Source organism: Sphingopyxis sp., assembly GCF_035998905.1.
In the GTDB taxonomy this organism is placed as follows: Bacteria; Pseudomonadota; Alphaproteobacteria; order Sphingomonadales; family Sphingomonadaceae; genus Sphingopyxis.
Genome location: NZ_DASYHG010000018.1, coordinates 16,070 through 33,809, shown reverse-complemented (window position 1 = coordinate 33,809; position 17,740 = coordinate 16,070). Strand labels below are relative to the sequence as shown.

At 65.4% G+C, this 17,740-nt stretch carries 12 protein-coding genes; 6 read left to right on the top strand and 6 right to left on the bottom strand.

Features of this window, described 5'->3' with window-relative positions; all coding sequences use genetic code 11:
- Window positions 1–48: 48 nt before the first annotated feature.
- Window positions 49–1,503, bottom strand: a complete 1,455-nt coding sequence (locus VGN62_RS08960) for a sulfatase family protein (protein ID WP_327452901.1) — start codon at window positions 1,501–1,503, stop codon at window positions 49–51.
- Between the two features lie 196 nt (window positions 1,504–1,699).
- Here VGN62_RS08960 and VGN62_RS08955 point away from each other — a divergent pair, with 196 nt between their 5' ends.
- Complete coding sequence (locus VGN62_RS08955; protein WP_327452899.1) at window positions 1,700–4,594, top strand: TonB-dependent receptor; 2,895 nt, start codon at window positions 1,700–1,702, stop codon at window positions 4,592–4,594.
- A 105-nt stretch (window positions 4,595–4,699) separates the two neighbouring features.
- Here the strand turns inward: VGN62_RS08955 and VGN62_RS08950 are convergent, their stop codons facing one another.
- The 3 genes from VGN62_RS08950 to VGN62_RS08940 all read right to left on the bottom strand — a co-directional run bounded on the left by VGN62_RS08950 (window position 4,700) and on the right by VGN62_RS08940 (window position 6,944).
- A complete protein-coding gene (locus tag VGN62_RS08950) occupies window positions 4,700–5,014 on the bottom strand; it encodes an EF-hand domain-containing protein (RefSeq protein WP_327452897.1) in 315 nt (104 codons plus the stop codon).
- 73 nt (window positions 5,015–5,087) lie between these two features.
- The gene (locus tag VGN62_RS08945) at window positions 5,088–5,330 is read right to left on the bottom strand and encodes a hypothetical protein (RefSeq protein WP_327452896.1); all 243 of its coding nucleotides are present in this window, start codon (window positions 5,328–5,330) and stop codon (window positions 5,088–5,090) included.
- 114 nt (window positions 5,331–5,444) lie between these two features.
- The gene (locus VGN62_RS08940; RefSeq protein WP_327452894.1) at window positions 5,445–6,944 is read right to left on the bottom strand and encodes a sulfatase; all 1,500 of its coding nucleotides are present in this window, start codon (window positions 6,942–6,944) and stop codon (window positions 5,445–5,447) included.
- Window positions 6,945–7,078: 134 nt separating this feature from the next.
- Between VGN62_RS08940 and VGN62_RS08935 the strand changes: the two genes are divergently transcribed.
- From VGN62_RS08935 to VGN62_RS08925, 3 genes are read left to right on the top strand one after another with little or no spacing between them, the layout of a single operon-like run.
- Entirely contained in the window at window positions 7,079–9,658 is a 2,580-nt protein-coding gene (locus tag VGN62_RS08935) for a glycoside hydrolase family 3 protein (protein WP_327452891.1), read from the top strand.
- A gap of 14 nt (window positions 9,659–9,672) precedes the next feature.
- A complete protein-coding gene (locus VGN62_RS08930; protein WP_327452889.1) occupies window positions 9,673–10,725 on the top strand; it encodes a LacI family DNA-binding transcriptional regulator in 1,053 nt (350 codons plus the stop codon).
- The gene (locus tag VGN62_RS08925) at window positions 10,722–11,933 is read left to right on the top strand and encodes an MFS transporter (protein WP_327452887.1); all 1,212 of its coding nucleotides are present in this window, start codon (window positions 10,722–10,724) and stop codon (window positions 11,931–11,933) included. The genes VGN62_RS08930 and VGN62_RS08925 overlap by 4 nt, the downstream gene beginning before the upstream one ends.
- Here VGN62_RS08925 and VGN62_RS08920 read toward each other — a convergent pair.
- Together VGN62_RS08920 and VGN62_RS08915 are read right to left on the bottom strand one after the other, a co-directional pair.
- On the bottom strand, window positions 11,899–13,575 hold the full coding sequence (locus VGN62_RS08920) for a sulfatase (protein ID WP_327452885.1): 1,677 nt from the start codon (window positions 13,573–13,575) through the stop codon (window positions 11,899–11,901). The genes VGN62_RS08925 and VGN62_RS08920 overlap by 35 nt on opposite strands.
- Window positions 13,572–15,182, bottom strand: coding sequence for a sulfatase (locus VGN62_RS08915; RefSeq protein WP_327452883.1), 1,611 nt, complete (start codon window positions 15,180–15,182; stop codon window positions 13,572–13,574). Before VGN62_RS08915 ends, VGN62_RS08920 begins: the two co-directional genes overlap by 4 nt.
- Before the next feature lie 174 nt (window positions 15,183–15,356).
- Between VGN62_RS08915 and gluP the strand changes: the two genes are divergently transcribed.
- Entirely contained in the window at window positions 15,357–16,658 is a 1,302-nt protein-coding gene (gene gluP / locus VGN62_RS08910) for a glucose/galactose MFS transporter (RefSeq protein WP_327452881.1), read from the top strand.
- A gap of 68 nt (window positions 16,659–16,726) precedes the next feature.
- Window positions 16,727–17,740 (top strand): formylglycine-generating enzyme family protein, encoded by a 1,014-nt coding sequence (locus VGN62_RS08905; RefSeq protein WP_327452879.1) that lies wholly within the window; start codon window positions 16,727–16,729, stop codon window positions 17,738–17,740.

Genomic DNA, 17,740 nt, shown 5'->3' with positions numbered 1-17,740 from the left:
ATGGAAAGAATAGCGCGTGTCGGCTGACGTGAGGGTGAAGGCGCGATGTCATGCGCCCTCCGCTGGTGGTGTTTTCCTGGGTTTCCGCGGCGCGGCCTTTTCCTCCGGCTTGCCGGTGTCGCCAGCTGCGTTCGGCGGCAAGCTCTTGCGCCACGCGGCATAGCGTTCGCGCATCGCGCTATAGATGTCCGGGTTCGCCGCGGCGAGGTCGCGGCTCTCGCCCGGATCGCGGACCAGGTCGAACAGCCGCGGCGTACCGCCATTTTCGATCAGCAGTTTCCAGGGACCGCGCCGGACCGCACCCGAATCGATGCAGCCCTTGCCCGGTTTGCAGGCGCGTCCGGCCCAGAAGAGGTCGCGTTCGCCGAGTGTACCCGCGCCCTTGAGCAGCGGGGAGAGGTCGGCGCCATCGACCGGGACGGCGGACGCCGGAGCGCGGCCGCCCGCGAGCGAAATCAGGGTGCGGTATAGGTCGACGGTCACGACGGGCTCGTCGCGGACCTGCCCCGGCGCAATCGTGCCGGGCCAGCTGATGACGAAGGGTTCGCGCACGCCGCCTTCGCGGAAGGTGCCTTTCATGCCGCTAAGCTGCCCGCGCGCGCCGAGGATCTCGGCCGGCCATTCGGGCTTGTAACCCTTGAAGTCCGATTTGGCGGGGCCGTTGTCGCTGGCAAAGATGACGATCGTGTTCTTGTCGAGCCCGCGCGCGGCGAGTTCCTTGCGGACGCGGCCGACGCCTTCGTCGAGCGCGAGCAGCATCGCGGCGTAAAGCCGCTTCGGCTCGCTATCGAGATGCGCGACGCGATCGCGGAAACGATCGGCGGCCTCGAGTGGACTATGCGGCGCATTATAGGCGAGATAGAGGAAGAAGGGCTTCGATCCGTCGCGGCGATCGAGGAAAGCGACCGCTTCGTCGGTGAGCTTGTCAGTGAGATAGAGGTTGCCGGGCTTCGAGGCGTCCCATTTGCCCGAATCGCCGCCTTCGGCGCCCGATCCCGATCCAACCCCGATATATCGCCCGTCGGCCTCGGGCCAGTATCGGCCGCCCCAGATCATCTTGTCGGCGACATGCCCGGTCGATTTTGCGGGGTTGTTGGGCAGGTTCCACTTGCCAACAACCGCGGTGACATAGCCTGCCGCGCCGAGCACTGCGGGCAACAGCCGTTCGTCGGGAATGCGCACCTTGCCCGTGTCGGGGTTCCACTGCGCGCCATAGCGCGCGGGGAAGGCGCCCGTCAGCAGTGCGACGCGGCTCGGGCCGCACACCGGCGCGGCGGAATAGCCGTTGGTGAAGCGCACGCCCGATGCTGCGAGTGCGTCGAGGTTCGGCGTTTCGACCCACGCACCCGCCTCGTTCGCGCTCATGTCGCCATAGGCCATGTCGTCGGCGTAGATCAGGACGATATTCGGGCGCGGCGCGCTTGTTTCGGCGCGCGCCGGCGCGGCGGCCAGGGTCGCAAAAATCAGCGCAGATGCCAGGAATCGGGCCGTGTGCCGGTGCATCAAACTCTCCCAGGTCGATCCGAATCTCTCGTTCGGCCTGGAGCTATAATGATAATATTGTCATTTGCTGTCAATATTGTCATATAGGGCATGCAGGGACGATGAGGCGACCCAAATTTTGCGCCTCTCATCACTGAGATTTGACGATATTTGAGGCCGGTGACATGCGAATCACCCGCCCGAGGGGAGAGGTAGAATGATCCGTAGTCACGCCAACCGTCCGTCCGCGGCATCGCGGCACGCGCTCGCCGGCGTATCGTTGCTGGCCGTTGCGATGATGGCGATGCCCGCCGCGGCGCAGGAAAGCCCGCCCGCTGATGCGCCGACGACCGAGGAAATTGTCGTCACCGGCATTCGCGCCTCGCTGGCGAACGCCGCGCGCGACAAGGAACAGGCAGACCAGATCAAGGATGTCATCAGCGCCGAGGATATCGGCAAGCTGCCCGACACCAACGTCGCCGAGGCGATGCAGCGCATCACCGGCGTGCAGATCAACCGCGACTTTGGCGAAGGGTCCGAAATTGCGGTGCGCGGCTTTGCGCAGAACCGCGTCGAGATCAACGGCCAGACCCAGATCGGCACCGACGCCGGCGGCGGCATCGCGTTCAACACGATCCCGTCCGAAGCCTTTTCGAAGATCGAGGTGGTGAAGACGCCGTCGGCGAGCGATATCGAAGGCTCGCTCGGCGCCACCGTCCGTTTCAACACGCGGATGCCGCTCGACAACAAGGGCAAGTTGATCCTGTCGGGCAACGTTCAGGCGCAATATGCCGAGCGTGCCGACGCATGGACCCCGAACTTCAGCCTGCTCGCGAGCAAGGGCTGGTCGCTTGGCGATGGGGAGATGGGCGTGATGCTGAGCTACACGCGCAACCATCGCAAGCTGCGGCAGGACTTTTTCGACGTGCGCGGCTGGGAAGCGGTGAACGGGATCGGGCGCGACCTCGACGGCGACGGGGTGGTCGGCGAAGCGATCACGCGCGACGGCACGAGCGGCATCATCACCGACCTGCAGGACGGCGTCTATGTGCCGTTGCAGACGCGGCTGCGCGTGACCGAACAGGTGCGCAAGCTGCAAAGCTGGACCGGCGCGATCCAGCTCCGGCCCTCGACGCGTTTCGAATTCTACATCAACGGCACGTACAGCAAGAGCAAGGCGTCGGACGAAAGCCATCAGGTCGTCGCCAACCTGTCCAACGCGATCACGCCCGATACGGTGAACGGCGGTAGCCGGCTCGGCCCGCAATATGCCAATCTGGCGAGCCTCCTCGTTTCGCCCGACCACACGGTGCTTCAGGGCCTGACCGGCTTCTTCAACAACCAGGGGCGGCCGCAAGGTATCGGGTTCAACCTGTCGGGCGCATCGAACCCGCCGCAGCAGGATGTTCTGTCGCTGCAAACCGGGATCAAGTGGGACGCGACCGACCGGCTGCACGTCGAATCGCAATTCTCCTTCGCCTCGGGCAAGCAGTTTAACCAGTTCATCAACACGACGAGCGGCATCAACAATGCCGAGCGCCCCTTCTTCTACTTCGACTATACGACCGGCAGCGACATCCCGACGATCGTTCCGCTCCAGTCGGTGGTGAACGGGCAGCGGGTGACGGCGTTCCGCGACGACGCGCGGTATGATTTCACCAACCTCGCGACCTATAATTTCGCGAATATTGCGATCAATCGCGACCGCCAGCGTACGCGCGAGACCGCGATACGCCTCGACCTCACCTACGAAGTCGATTCCGGGCCGATCAAGTCGATCGAGGTCGGCGGGCGCCACGCGCATTACCGCGGCTACCGGTCGCGGATGCGCGCACGCGACGCCGCCGGCGCCGCCGATGGTACGCTCGGCGGCACGCTCTACCCGGCGCTCGACGCCGCCGAGCCCGGCCTGATCGTCGGCTTGCCCTTCGATGACCTGCTCGACGGCGCGACCGGCGATTTCCAGCGCTTCTGGTTCAACCCTGACCCCGGCTATCTGAACGAAAACCTCGACCGGCTTCAGCAGAAATATGGCTTCGTCTTCGCCGCCGACACGACCTATGGCTTCGATGTCACGCGCAAGGACCAGGCGCTTTATGCGAAGATGAACCTCGAGGCCGACCTGGGCGGCCTGACGGTCTTCGGCAACGCCGGCGTCCGCTGGGTCCGCACCGATCAGTCGGCAAGCGGTATCATCCCCGGCGGGACGCAGGGAGCGATCACCTTGCAGTCGCTGACGGTCGGCAACAATTATTCCAAGTTCCTGCCGAGCATGAACCTGACCTTCGAGCCGATGAATCGCCTCTACGTCCGTCTCGCCGCGGCGAAATCGATCGCACGGCCCTCGCTGCTCGATTCGGCCCCGACGGTGATCATCAGCGATTCTTTCGATCGCGCGCGCGGCGGCAATCCGCTTCTGGAACCGCAGGAGGTCAAGCAGTTCGACCTGTCGATCGAGAAATATTTCGGCAAATCGAACCTGATTTCGGCGGCTTTCTTCTACAAGGATTTCGTCCAGCGGATCGAAGGCGGGATCAGCGAAATCTGTCTTCCGACCCCCGATGGCGGACTGGAGACGACCCCGGGCAACGATGGCTGCCTTGTCGGTCAGGATCGCACCCGCCTCGAACAGCCGCTCAACGTCGGCGGGGCGAAGGTGAAGGGGGTCGAACTCGGTTGGCAGCAGAGCCTCGACTTCCTGCCGTCGCCGCTCGACGGGCTCGGCTTCGTCGCCAACTATACCTATGTCGATGCCAGCGGCGGCTCGACCAGCGCGGGCGGCACGGTGTTGCCGGTGCAGGATTTGTCGAAACACAGCTACAACCTCATCGGCTATTTCGAGAAATGGGGTTTCCAGGCGCGTGCGGCGTACAACTGGCGCAGCAAATTCTACGACGAGCGCACCGACACGAACCAGGCGTCGTTCGCCAAGGCCTATGGCCAGCTCGACGCTTCGATCAGCTATGACATCACGCCGAACATCAGCGTCAGCGTCGAGGGGCTCAACCTGCTCAACGAACCCGAGCTTCGTTATCAGGAAATCCAGGAGCGGCTCTTGTCCTACCGCGTCAACGATCGGCGTGTCCTGATCGGGATCCGCATCAAGAACTGACAATCCCCGCCGGGTCCGCGTGGTCGCTGCGGGTCCGGCATCAAGGAAAGGGGCCGGGGATCATGACGATCCCCGGCCCCTTTCTCTTGTGGCTTGTCGGCAGGATTAGTCGGCAGCGCCGCCTTCGGGGGCGGCGGGCTTGGCGGCCGCAGCCTGCATCTCGGCCTGGCTGACGGTGCCATTGCCGTCGGTGTCGGCTTTCTTGATGAAGCGCTTCACCTTCTTCGGATCGGCGATCTCGGGCTGGCCCTTCTTTTCGGCGCGCGCTTTCAGCAACGCGGTGACTTCGCTTTCGTCGAGCTGGCCGTCGGCATTGGCGTCGAACTTGGCGAACATCTTGCCGCGCCCTTCCTGGGCGTGAGCGGGTGCGGTGCCGGCGGCGAGGCCGATGGCGGTGAAGGCAATGATCAGTTTACGCATGTGCAATCCTCTATTTCGTCCCGATGGTCATTGGTTGGCGGTTATTGGACGGCCCCTCGGGCCGCCTGTCCGGTCAGCGCGCGTCGGCGAGCGGGAATTCGACCGGCTGGTCGTCGACCACGCCTGTCACCCGGTCGTCGCGCACGACGAAGCGGAACTTCTTGCCGTCGCTGCGCTTGCCGCGGATGATCCGGTTCGCGCCGCGCTGGAAATCGACCGCGCGATAGCGCTGGCCGTCGTATTCGAAGGTCGTCGGCGCCGGGGCAGCATCGACGGCGCTGGCGGACAGGAGCAGGGTGGGGAGCAAGGCAATCATGGAGTTTCTCCTTTTTTATGACTGCCGTGCTCCTACCATTCACATCGCTCGATCTGATGCCATCGCTGTATAAAATTGTCGCAGAGTGTCGCGACAGAGGGGGCATTGTCTGTCTCAGCGCCCGACGCGTTCGCGCACCGGCTTCCAGCCTCCTTTGCGGATCGCTTCGAGTTCGGTGGCGGCGCTCTTGTACCCGGCTTCGTTGATCCGGTTCACGCTTTCGGCCGGGTCCTTCTGGAGGTCGTAGAGTTCGGCGCGGACGAGCTTGCCCGCGGCGGTGACCCAGCCGGTGTAACGATAGCGGTCGGTGCGGACGGTATAGCCGGTCAGCGCGCCATTGCCCTCGGTGAGGCCGCCAGCGCGGCCATATTGGGCGAAGGCGGCCTGTTTCCATGCGCGGGCCGGTTGTTCGAGCACGGGCACCATCGACAGGCCTTCGAGATTGGCGGGCGCCGAAAGGCCCGCGAGTTCGGCGATCGTCGGATAGATGTCGACCGTCTCGACCAGCGCCTTCGTCCGGCTGCCCGCGCGGGTCTCGCCCGGCGCGCGGATGATCAGCGGGATGTGGATGTCGATGTTCGCGGTGCTGTGCTTCGACCATTTGGCGTGGTCGCCGAGCTTCCAGCCATGGTCGCCCCACAAGACGACGATGGTGTTGTCGTCGAGCCCCGAGCGTTTGAGTTCGGCCATGAGGTTGCCGACGAGATCGTCGGCATAGCTGACCGCGGCCAGATAGCCCCAGCGCAGTTCGTCGGCCTTGTCCTTCGGCATGTCGGGTTGGAAGGGCTTGGTGTCGGGATAATTCCACACCTCATAGGCGACGAGCGCCCATGGCGGCGCGCCTTTCTGACCCTCCGGGTTGATCGGCGGTGGGACCTTCGCTGCGGTGTAGCGGTCCCAATCCTTCTTCGGCGACACGAAGGGCAGGTGGGGGCGGTGGATACCGACCGCCATGAAGAAGGGTTCGCCGCTCTTCGCGAGCTTGGGCAATTGTTCGAGCGCGAGATTGACGTTGATCGTGTCGGGCAGGTCGTCGCCGCTCGCGACGCGGCCGACCGCGACCTTCTCTTCGCCATCCTTGCGCTTCTGGCGCTGGAGGACCTTTTCCATGTCGGGTTTGCGGACCGTCCAGCCGTCGGCATTGTCGTCGGTGTGGTGATAGATCTTGCCATAGCCATAGGTGCCGTACCCGGCGCGCTTGAACATGTCGGTCAGCGTCACCGCGTCGGGAACCGCCTTGTCGACGGGGGTCTGCAAATCCTGGATGCCCGTCGTGTCGGGGCGCAGTCCGGTCATCAGCGCCGCGCGCGACGGCCCGCATACGGCCTGGCTGACGAAGGCATTTTCAAAGACGATCCCCGACTTGCCGAGTGCGTCCATATTCGGCGTCTGCGCGGTCGGATGGCCATAGATGCCAAGATCGGGGCGCAAATCGTCGATCATGATGAAGAGGATATTGGGCTTGCCCTTGGCTTTGGGGGCAGGGGCCTGTTCCATCGCCGTAGCAGGCGCCGGCGTGGCGGAGGCACCGGTCAACGCGCACGCGGCGAGGGCGAGGCCCGCGGTGGCCAGCGAGGTCGAACGCAGCAGGGGAAGCAATCCAGACATACTCATCCATATCCCATATTTTTCTTGACTAGCCCGGTCATTCCTTAAATAGACAACATTGTCAATCGCGCAATTGTCGCAGTTTTGTCGCAGAACTGGGGCGTCGCGCCAGGCCGGATCACCGGCAAAGGGAGAATATGATGGCCAAAGGTTTCCGCCCCTCGCTCTGGGCTCTCGCGATGCTGCCGTTCGGCATGGCCGGTTGCTCGGCGGCGGCGATCGCCGGCGATGGAGCGGCGAAGCCTGCGCGTCTTCCCGCGGGCGAGGTCCAGCTCGACATCAAGAGCTGGCCGGTGATCGGCTCGGCGGTTCCGCAAGGGCCCCGCGCGAAGACCGAGAAGCGCATCGACGCGATCCTGAAGCGGATGAGCGTCGAGGAAAAGGTCGGCCAACTGCTCCAGCCCGAGATCATGAACATCACCCCCGAAGAGGTGAAAAAATATCACATCGGGTCGGTGCTGAACGGCGGCAACGGGCGTCCGAACAAGAATGTCTATGCGCCCGCGGCGGACTGGCTGAAGCTCGCCGACGCCTTCTGGACGGCGTCGACCGACAAGGCCGATGGCGGCGCCGGGGTGCCGATCATCTGGGGCATCGATTCGGTCCACGGCAATAATTCGGTGTTCGGCGGCACGATCTTTCCGCACAATATCGGGCTCGGCGCCGCAAACGATCCGAAGCTGATGGTCGAGATCGGGCGCGTCACCGCGGTCGAAAGCGCCGCGATCGGCACCGACTGGACCTTTGCGCCCGCGCTCTCGATCCCACGCGACGACCGCTGGGGCCGTACCTATGAAGGCTTTTCGGAGGACCCGAAGATCGCGGGTATTCTCGGCGCCGCCTATACCAAGGGGTTGCAGGGCGATCCCAAGGGCAAATTCTTCCCGGCGGGGTCGATCATCGCGACCGCCAAGCATTTCGTTGCCGACGGCGGCACGCAGAACGGCCGCGACCAAGGCGACGCCGTGGTGCCCGAGGGCGAATTGCGCGATATTCATTTCGCGCCCTATGTGCCGACGCTCCAGGCGGGCGCGCAGACGATCATGGCGTCCTATTCGAAATGGAACGGGGTGCGGATGCACGGCCATGGACCGCTCCTGACCTCGATGCTCAAGGAGCATGGCGGCTTCGACGGCTTCGTCGTCGGCGATTTCAACGGCCATGCGCTGATCCCCGGCTGCTCGAACGGCAATTGCCCCGACGCGCTGCTCGCCGGGGTCGACATGTACATGATCCCCGTCGACTGGAAGCCGCTCTACGAAAATCTCGTCAAGCAGGTCGGTGACGGGACGATCCCGATGGTGCGGCTCGACGATGCGGTGCGCCGCATCCTGCGCGTCAAGGAACGCGCCGGGCTGTTCGATGCGCCCAAGCCGTCGGCGCGCGCCTTTGCGGGGCAGCAGCATATCGGCACCGCCGAACATCGCGAGGTCGCGCGCCGTGCGGCACGCCAGTCGATGGTGTTGCTGAAAGACGATCCGAAAATCCTGCCGTTCCCGGCGAACTCCAAGGTGCTCGTCGCGGGCGCGGCGGCGGACAATGTGCCGATGCTCGTCGGCGGCTGGTCGATGAACTGGCAGGGCACCGGCCTCGCCAACAAGGATTTCCCCGGATCGACGAGCGTTAATGCCGGGCTGAAAAAGGCACTGGAGGCGAATGGCGGCGCCGCGACACTGAGCCGCGACGGCAGCTTTGCCGACAAGCCCGACTATGCCGTCGTTGTGTTCGGCGAGACGCCCTATGCGGAATATCAGGGCGACCGCGAAAGCGTGATCTACAAGGCCGCGGACAGCGATCCCGACCTCGCCACTATCCGCAAGCTCAAGGCCGCGGGCATCCCGACGATCGGCGTATTCCTCAGCGGCCGGCCGCTGTGGATCAACCCGCAACTGAACGCGAGCGACGCGATGATCGCGGCGTTCCTGCCGGGAACCGAAGGCGGCCGCGCCGTTGCCGACCTGATCGTCGCCGACGCCGACGGCGGGCCGGTCCATGATTTCACCGGCCGCCTGTCCTTCTCGTGGCCGAAGCTCGCGAGCCAGAGCGCGCTCAACGTCGGCGACAAGGGCTATGATCCGCTGTTCCCCGTCGGCTACGGCCTCTCGCTCGCCAGCCGCAAGCCGCTCGGCAAGCTGGGCGAGGACCCGGGCATCTCCGCCGATATGTTGCGCGCCGCGAGCAACGGCATCTTCTTTTCCGAAGGCCGCGCAATCGCACCCTGGCGCGTCTATCTCGGCGACAGCGCGGAGGCGCGGCTGAAGACCGAAGGCGACCGTTTCGTCACCAGCCGCACCGGCGCGGTGAGCTTCGAGAGCGCCGACCGCAACCGGCAGGAAGATACGAAGATCGCGCGCTGGTCGGGCAAGGGAAGCGGCAAGATGTTCGTGCTCGGCTATAATGATGTCGACATGTCGAAACGCGTCGCCGACGACGAGGCGGTCGTGATTTCGGCTTCGCTTCTCGATGCGCCGACGGCCAATGTAACCGCCAGCTTCGGCACCGTGCCGAAAAATGGCAGCGTCGACCTGACGCCGCTTCTGAAGCAATTGACCGTCGGCCAGTGGGAGGAAGTCAGCATCCCGCTCAAATGCTTCACCGGCGCCAATGTCGATTTTTCGAACGTCGACATGCCGCTGATGCTTGCCACCGACGGTCGCTTCGCTATCCAGCTTGCTAGCCTGGGCCTCGGCCCGGCGCGTGGACGGAAACTGTCCTGCTGATGCGAGGGAGAAGCATGTCCGACGGGGAGAGCCTCGACACCCAGGTGCGTCGTTCGACGATCACCGATGTCGCGCGCCTTGCGGACGTGTCGATCAAGACGGTCTCGCGCGTCGTGCGGCAGGAACCGAATGTCAGCGAGGAAACGCGCAAGGCCGTCCGCGCGGCGATCGAGCAGCTCAACTATCGCCCGACCATCTCGGCGCGCAGCACGACCGGGTCGCGCTCGTTCATGCTCGGCCTCGTCTTTGACAACCCCAACCCAAGCTATACCTTCGACCTGTTGATCGGGGCGCAGCAGGCGGTGAAGGAGCAGGGCTACCAGCTCGTGTTCGAGCCGCTCGAACGTAACGGCAAGGGACTGGGCGCGGCGATCACCCAGCTCGTCGTCCAGGGCAATCTCGACGGCGTGATCGTACCGCCGCCGCTGTGCGACGATCCGTCGGTGCTCGGGGCGCTGTCGAAGCTGGGGCGTCCGTTTGCGCGGATCGCGCCGAGCCGCGAACTCACCCTCGGCTTCGGCGTGTCGATGGACGATGGTGCCGCCGCCGCCGCGATGACGCGCCACCTGATCGAACTGGGGCACCGGCGCATCGGCTTCATCAAGGGCCGTGCGGGGACCGCGACGACTGAAAACCGCCTGCGGGGCTATCGCGAGGCGCTGGCCGCCGCCGGCATCCCCTTCGACGAGGCGCTGGTGCAGCAGGGCGATTTCCAGATGCGGTCGGGGCTCGTGTGCGCCGATGCGCTGCTGGCGCTCGCCGATATGCCGACGGCGATCTTTGCAAGCAACGACGATATGGCGGCGGGCGCGCTGATCGCGGTGCAGCGCCGCGGACTCCATGTGCCGGGCGACGTTTCGGTGGCGGGTTTCGACGATGCCGCGACGGCTGCGGCGATGTGGCCGCCGCTGACGACGATCCGCCAGCCGGTCGCCGAAATGGCTGCGACCGCCGCGCGCAAGGTGATCGAATATCAGCGCGACCCAGAGGCGACGCTCGACAGCGTCCAGCTCGACTATGAACTGGTCGTGCGCGAATCGACGGGCGCCGCGCCGCAGCGGCGGTGAACTACCGGCTCGGTCTCGCGGGGCGGCTAACTCTGCTCGCCGTTTTCCTGAGCTGGGGCGTCGTCGGCGTGCTCGTGCGGATGACCGTTCCGCATTTCAAGGCGGCGTTCGAACTCGGCTATCGCGACGCGCTGCTCGTCCAGTCGGCGTTCTTCATCACCTATTTGCTCTTCTCGCGGGCCGGGGGAGCGATCACTGCGCGCATCGGCTTTCGTAACGGCGCGATGCTCGGTCTCTTGCTCATGGGGCTGGGTGCGCTCGGGCTGGCCTTGGCGACGCTCGCGGGCGAATTCGTCGCGCTGCTGCCGTCGATCTTCGTGCTCGCGAGCGGAATCACGCTCTTGCAAGTGTCGGCGAACCCGCTCGCGGCGGTCGAGGGACGATTGCGCAGCGCGTCGGGCAATCTGACCTTTGCGCAAGGGTTCAACTCGCTGGGGACGGTCGCTGCGCCGATCATCGCAGGGGCGGCGTTTCTCGGGACCCCCGACAATGCACTCGAACCCGTGCGGTTCTTGTTCGTCGGCGTCGCGATCTTCGTCCTCGCGCTCGCGCTCCTCGCGCGGCTGACGCTGCGCGAGAATGACGCCGCGCAATCGCCCCGTCCGGAGGGACCGGGACGGACGATGGGACCGGCCGAAGCGGCGCGACTGCGCGCCGGGGTCGCCGCGATCTTCCTCTATGTGGGGGCGGAGGTCGCGATCACCACCACGCTCGTGAACCTGCTCGAAGACAGGCTGATGGTGACGCGCGATGCGGCGGCAGCGCTGGTTTCGCTCTACTGGCTCGGTATGCTGGCGGGACGCTTCGGCGCGGTGCCGCTGCTTGTGCGCTTCGAACGGCAGAAGGTGCTGGCTGCGGCGGCGCTGGTCGCGGCCGCGCTGTGTATGGTCGCGAGCAGCGCAGGCGGTCTTGCGGCGGCGGTCGCAATCCTTGCCGTAGGCCTGTTCGGCGGACCGCAATTCCCGACCGTCTTCGCGATCGCGAGCGCGGACCTCGAGCCGCAGGCACGCGCGAAGGCGGCGGGCTGGCTTTGCACCGGCATCGTCGGCGGCGGTGTGATCCCGCTTGTCTATGGCGAGGTCGCCGATCGATTCTCGCTCGCCGCCGCGCTGGTCGTGCCGGCGCTCTGCTTTGCCTGTATCGCGCTGTTCGCGTTGCGCTACGGACGCGCGTTCAGCACCGTGGAACCCGCGCCGGATCGATCGTGACCGCGGCGCTCGCGCTGTAGCCATAGCGGATCGCTGCCGCCATGAAGGGCGCCCCTTCCGCCAGCGGCGCGGCATAGAGGTTGGCCTTGCCGTCGGTGCCGCCCCAGCCGATCGACGCGCCGGGCGTCGCCGACTGCAGGCGCAGCTTACCCGGCGCTATCCGGCACGCGGTGACGGGCGCGGTCGCTGGCTGCTTGCCGCCCGGCCACATGCGCGCGACCATCACCGCCTCGCTGTCGCGTCCCTGGTCGCCGCTCGCGGCGATCCACGTATCGAGCCGCGCCGCCAGCCGTTTCTGCACATCGGCGTAACGCGGGTCGCCCGCAAGGTTCGTCACTTCGTCGGGGTCGGCGGCGGTATCGAACAGCAGCTCGCGCGGCGCCGGGCCTTCGAGATAGGATCGCTGGACCGGCGTCAGCCCGCCCGCGGCGAGCATCCGGCGCCATTCGCGCATGATCGGGTTGACGTTCTGGTACGCCAGCGACGGGATGACGGGCAGGTCCGAGAAATAGCGGATATAATGGAACCGCGCCTCGCGCACGCCGCGGAAGCGCTGCGTGACCTCGTCGAAGCGGTCGCCGCCCATGAAAATCGCTTGCGGCGCCTTGCCGCCGAACAGGTCGCGGCCCTGGATCCATTTCGGCACCGGTGCCTTCGCCCAGTGGAGCAGGGTCGGTGCGAGGTCGACCGCGCTGACCAGATCGTCGCGCTTCGTGCCCGCACCGCGTTTGTCGGGAAAGCGGACGATCAGCGGGACCTGCGTGCCGCTGTCGAAGATCGTCCGCTTGCCGCGCGGCAGGCCGTCGCCATGATCGGTCATGAAGATGATGATGCTGTCGTCGAAGCGCCCCTCGGTGCGCAGCCGGTCGAGCAGGCGGCCGACCGCCGCGTCCATCGCGCGGACATTGTCATATTGCCGCGCAATATTGGCGCGAACGATCGGGGTGTCGGGGTAATAGGGCGGGACGCGCACGATCGCGGGGTCGGTGGGCGCGAAATTCTTCTCGGCGTCGAGGCGCGCGTTCTGCTTCATCACATTCGGCACCGACGAGTGCAGCGCGGGGTCGGTACCCGGCGGCCAGGTGCGGCTTTCGTGCGTATGTTCGTGATTGATCATCGCAAAGAAGGGCTGGCCGGAGCGGCGCGCATTCCAGTCGGCGCCGTCGCGGTTCTGGTCCCAGACGGTGAAGGGATTGCCGAACTGATAGTCGGTCTTCTGGTCGTTGATCGTGAAATAGCCCGCGGCGCGCAGCAGTTCGGGAAAGGCTTTGACCTCGGCGGGGGGTACCGCTTCATAGGGCGTGCCGTCCTTACTCTTCGTCCCGAAATCGCGCGTGCGCATGTGCATCGTGCCGAGCGTTTCCTGGTGCACCCCGGTGATCAGCGCCGACCGCGACGGCGCACAGACGCCCGCGGTGGTGAAGGCGCGCATGAAGCTCACGCCTTCGGCCGCCAGCCGGTCGATGTTGGGGGTCACCGCGACGGTGTCGCCATAGGCGCCGAAACGCGGGCTCAGATCCTCGGCGGTGATCAGGATGATGTTGGGACGCGCCGCCACGGGCGGGGCGACCCCGGCCGGCTGCGCGGACATCGCGCAGCCGGCGAGGAGCAGGGGCGCGAGCGCGGCCAGCGCACGGCTCATTCGGAAATGCTCTCTTTCTTGCCGCCCTCGGTCTTGAGGTTGTCGCGCAGGTCCGCCTCGTCGCCGTTGCGCATCCAGCGATCGGGGAAATCGGCCGCCTTTCCGCCCTTGCGATTGCGGAGCACCGCGCCCTCGCCATTGCGCTCGGTAAAGGTGACATAGGCGCGCGCTTCTTCGGGATCGAGCCCCGCGAACAGCGCCGCGCGCATCGTGCGGACGATATTCTTCAGCGACGGGTCAGCGATCAGGTTGCGCATTTCCCTGGGGTCGTTCTGGAGGTCGTAGAGCTCTTCGGTGTCCCACACCCCGTGATACTGGATATATTTATACCGGTCGCCGCGCAGCGCGAAGGTCGTCGGCGTCTGCGGGTAATTATATTCCCAATAATATTCGTAATTGAGCGCGGTGCGCGGCTTGCCGGTGACCGCGCGGCCCATCAGCTGGTCAGCGAAGCTCATCCCGTCGATCTTCGCATCGGTCTTTGCGCCGGCGAGGGCGAGGAAGGTCGGGGCGATGTCGATGTTGGCGACGATATCGTTGACGACGCGCCCACCCTTCATCCCGCCGCTGAACGCGATCAGCGGGACGCGCATCGATTCCTCATAGGCGTTGCGCTTGTCGATCAGGCCATGCTCGCCGAACATGAAGCCATTGTCGCCCATCATCATGATGATCGTGTTGTCGAGCTGGCCCTGCTCCTGAAGCTGCTTGATGATCGCGCCGATCCCTTCGTCGACCGCCGCGAGCGTCTGGTTATAGCGAAGCTTGTAATCCTTGATGTCGAGCGTCGAGTGATAGGGGAAGTCGACGCCGTGCCAGCTGTTGCGCTGGTTCTGCACCCACATCGGCTTGCCGGCGCGATTCTCGGGCGTGTCGGCCATCGAATCGGGCACCTTGATGCTGTCGCGCGAATAGAGCGCCTTGTGGCGCTCGGCAGGGACGAAATCGGCGTGCACCGCCTTGTGCGACAGATAGAGGAAAAAGGGCTGCTTGCCGCTCTGCTGCTTCAGCCAGTCGAGCGCATATTGGTTGAGCTCGTCGGTGATATAGCCGCGCTGTTCGACGCGCTTGCCGTCGATGTTGAGGACGTGGCGCGGCCCACCTTTGCCGTCGTCGGGCAGGTAATTGCCCTGGCCCTTGAAGCTGATCCAGTGGTTGAAGCCCGGCTGCGGCGCGTCGGTATGCCCGCCCATATGCCATTTGCCGATGAAGGCGGTGGCATAGCCGACCTGCTGGAGCGCCTGCGGGAAGAAGAAGGTGCCGGGGCGGAACTTGATATTGTTATCGGCGATCCCGTGGTTGTGCATATATTGCCCGGTCAGGATCGAGGCGCGGCTCGGCGAGCAGAGCGCGGTGGTCGCAAAGGCGTTGCGGAAATGCACGCCCTCGCGTGCGATACGATCCATGTTCGGCGTTTTGATCGACGGGTCGAGGAACCCCATCGCGTCATAGCGCTGGTCGTCGTTGAGGATGAAGATGATGTTCGGGTGCGCGGGCTTCGCGGCTTCGCGCGCCAAGGCCGGATTCGCCGGCACCAAGAGCGTGAGCGCTGTCGCGGCAAGGGCGATCCGCACCGCGCGAAAATGTCCCGGCTTGTCGTTCTTCATTGTCATTCCTCACCCGATACGGCGGATCGGTATCGTTCGGCCGCCGTGGCCTGCCCGATCGCGCCAACTGTTCATAAATGGCTGATTCGCAGTTATGACAATATTGACATAAGATGGCAACCTGCCAATGTCGCCGCGTCGCCGACGATTTGATTCGGCAGCGGGAGAGCCAATATGAACGACCGGGCCGAAGCCCCGACGCGCGCCGCGTCCCAGGCCACTGGCGCCTTCGCCAGCGTCACGACCCTGTTTTTCGCGTGGGGCTTTATCACTTCGCTGATCGACCCGCTCGTCGCGGCGGTGAAGGGCATTTTCTCGCTTTCGAACGTCGAGGCACAGCTCACCGCCTTCGCCTTTTTCATCGCCTATGGCGTCGTTTCGATCCCCGCGGCGCTGCTCGTCGCGCGGCTGCGCGCCGTCCCGTCGATCGTGCTCGCGATCCTGCTGATGATCCTCGCCTGCGCGGTGATCCTCGGCGCGAGCAATCTCGCGACTTACGAAGGCGTGCTGCTCGGCCTGTTCATCCTCGCGAGCGGGATCACGATCCTGCAGGTCGCGGCGAACCCGCTCGCGGCCGCACTGGGCTCGCCCGAACGCAGCCATTTCCGGCTGACCTTCAGCCAGGCGTTCAACTCGCTCGGCACCGTGCTCGGTCCGCTGCTCGGCGCGAAGCTGCTGCTCGAACGCGTCGAAGTGCCCGAGGGGCAGGTGATCAGCGCCGCCGACCGCTCGGCCGCGCTCGCCTCGATCGATCTCAGCTTCCTGATCGTCGCCGCGCTGCTGGCATTCCTTGCGGCCTTCATCTGGCGTTCGCGCCGCCGGATCGCCGACGCCGCGCCCGCCGCGGTCGGCGCGGCACCCGGCTTCATCGACACGCTGCGCCAGGTTTTTTCGTCGCGTTGGGCGCTGCTCGGCGGGCTCGCGATCTTCCTTTATGTCGGCGCGGAGGTCGCAATCGGGACGCAGCTTGCGCTCTTCCTCGCGGACGATGGCGTGTGGGGTATCCCGCTCCAGAAGGCGGGCTATTTCGTCAGCCTCTATTGGCTCGGCGCGATGATCGGCCGTTTCGCCGGGTCGGCGCTGCTGACGCGGATCCCCGCGGCGCGGCTGCTCGCGGCCTTTGCGGTCGCCAACGCGCTGCTGTGCCTGTTTGTCTATATGACGCCCGGCGCGGCGGCGGGCTATGCGGCGCTCGGCATCGGGCTGTTCAACTCGATCATGTTCCCGCTGATCTTTACGCTGACGCTCGAACGCTCGGCGGCGTCGGCCGAAGCAACCTCGGGCTTCCTCTGCACCGCGATCATCGGCGGCGCGCTGTTGCCGCTCGCCGCCGGCGCGGTGGCGGACGCGTCGGGCTATGCGGCGGCCTTCGTCGTGCCGCTCGCCTGTTATGTGCTGCTCATGCTCTTCGCGCTCGCCGCCGGGCGCGCAGAGCCGCGTGCCGCCGCCCAGGGAACGCCCGCACTTGCCCATTGACCTGCCGCCGGATGGCGTTCAGCCCCGGTAGCCTGATGGCCGTTACCACGGCCCGCGTGGAGAAAATGATGACCCGTTCGACCCTGTTTCCGATTCTCGGTGTCGCGCTGCTCGGCCTTGTGTCGGCGTGCAGCGATGGGGACGCTGCCAAGGAAACCGCGGCAGCTGCGGCGACGCCGCGCAAATGTCCCGCGATCGGGGACACGCCCGTCAAGCTTGCGGGCGGCACCTTCGCGATGGGCGAAGACGATGTTTATGCCGAGGAAGGCCCGGTCCGCGAAACGACCGTCGCGGGCTTCTGGATCGATCCGCACGAGGTCACGAACCGCCAGTTCGCCGATTTCGTCAAGGCGACCGGCTATGTCACCGTCGCCGAAAAGCCCGTCGATCCGAAGCAGTTCCAGGTGCCCGTGGAGCAGATTCCGGCCGATATGCTGAAGGCGGGGTCGGCGGTGTTCACCCCGCCCGATTTCCCGTCGAACAACTATTCCGACTGGTGGAAATATGTGCCCGGCGCGAACTGGAAAAAACCCTATGGCCCGACCGGTGCCGATAGGATCGCGAACGAGCCCGTCGTCCACCTCGCATGGGACGATATGGTCGCTTATGCCAAATGGGCGGGGGGGCGCTTGCCCACCGAAGCCGAATGGGAATATGCCGCGAGCGCGGGCAAGCGGTCGAAGAATGTCCAGCCGGAGGAAGCAAACAGCTGGCAGGGCGCCTTCCCGAACTACAATGCCGAAACCGACGGGTTCAAGGGCGTCTCGCCGGTCGGCTGTTACAAGCCCAATGCGAACGGGCTTTACGACATGGTCGGCAATGTCTGGGAAGTGACGACCGACTTCTTCAAGCCCGGTCACAACCCCGACGACAAGGATAACCCAAAGGGTCCGGACGAGAATAACGCCTATGACCCGCTGAACCCCGGAATGCCGTCGCGCACGGTCAAGGGCGGAAGCTATTTGTGCGCCCCCAATTATTGCCAGCGCTACCGCCCCGCATCGCGGCAGGGCCGCGACCCCGGCCTCGGCACCAGCAATGTCGGCTTCCGCCTTGTCTATGATCAGGCGCCAAAGGCCTGA

Bases quoted from the DNA above. Each gene is read 5' to 3' on its own strand.
- VGN62_RS08935 (WP_327452891.1), top strand. From the start codon at position 7,079: ATGGCCAAAGGTTTCCGCCCCTCGCTCTGGGCTCTCGCGATGCTGCCG.
- VGN62_RS08960 (WP_327452901.1), bottom strand. From the start codon at position 1,503: ATGCACCGGCACACGGCCCGATTCCTGGCATCTGCGCTGATTTTTGCG.
- VGN62_RS08920 (WP_327452885.1), bottom strand. From the start codon at position 13,575: ATGAGCCGTGCGCTGGCCGCGCTCGCGCCCCTGCTCCTCGCCGGCTGC.
- VGN62_RS08915 (WP_327452883.1), bottom strand. From the start codon at position 15,182: ATGAAGAACGACAAGCCGGGACATTTTCGCGCGGTGCGGATCGCCCTT.
- VGN62_RS08950 (WP_327452897.1), bottom strand. From the start codon at position 5,014: ATGCGTAAACTGATCATTGCCTTCACCGCCATCGGCCTCGCCGCCGGC.
- VGN62_RS08930 (WP_327452889.1), top strand. From the start codon at position 9,673: ATGTCCGACGGGGAGAGCCTCGACACCCAGGTGCGTCGTTCGACGATC.
- gluP (WP_327452881.1), top strand. From the start codon at position 15,357: ATGAACGACCGGGCCGAAGCCCCGACGCGCGCCGCGTCCCAGGCCACT.
- VGN62_RS08905 (WP_327452879.1), top strand. From the start codon at position 16,727: ATGACCCGTTCGACCCTGTTTCCGATTCTCGGTGTCGCGCTGCTCGGC.
- VGN62_RS08945 (WP_327452896.1), bottom strand. From the start codon at position 5,330: ATGATTGCCTTGCTCCCCACCCTGCTCCTGTCCGCCAGCGCCGTCGAT.
- VGN62_RS08940 (WP_327452894.1), bottom strand. From the start codon at position 6,944: ATGAGTATGTCTGGATTGCTTCCCCTGCTGCGTTCGACCTCGCTGGCC.
- VGN62_RS08955 (WP_327452899.1), top strand. From the start codon at position 1,700: ATGATCCGTAGTCACGCCAACCGTCCGTCCGCGGCATCGCGGCACGCG.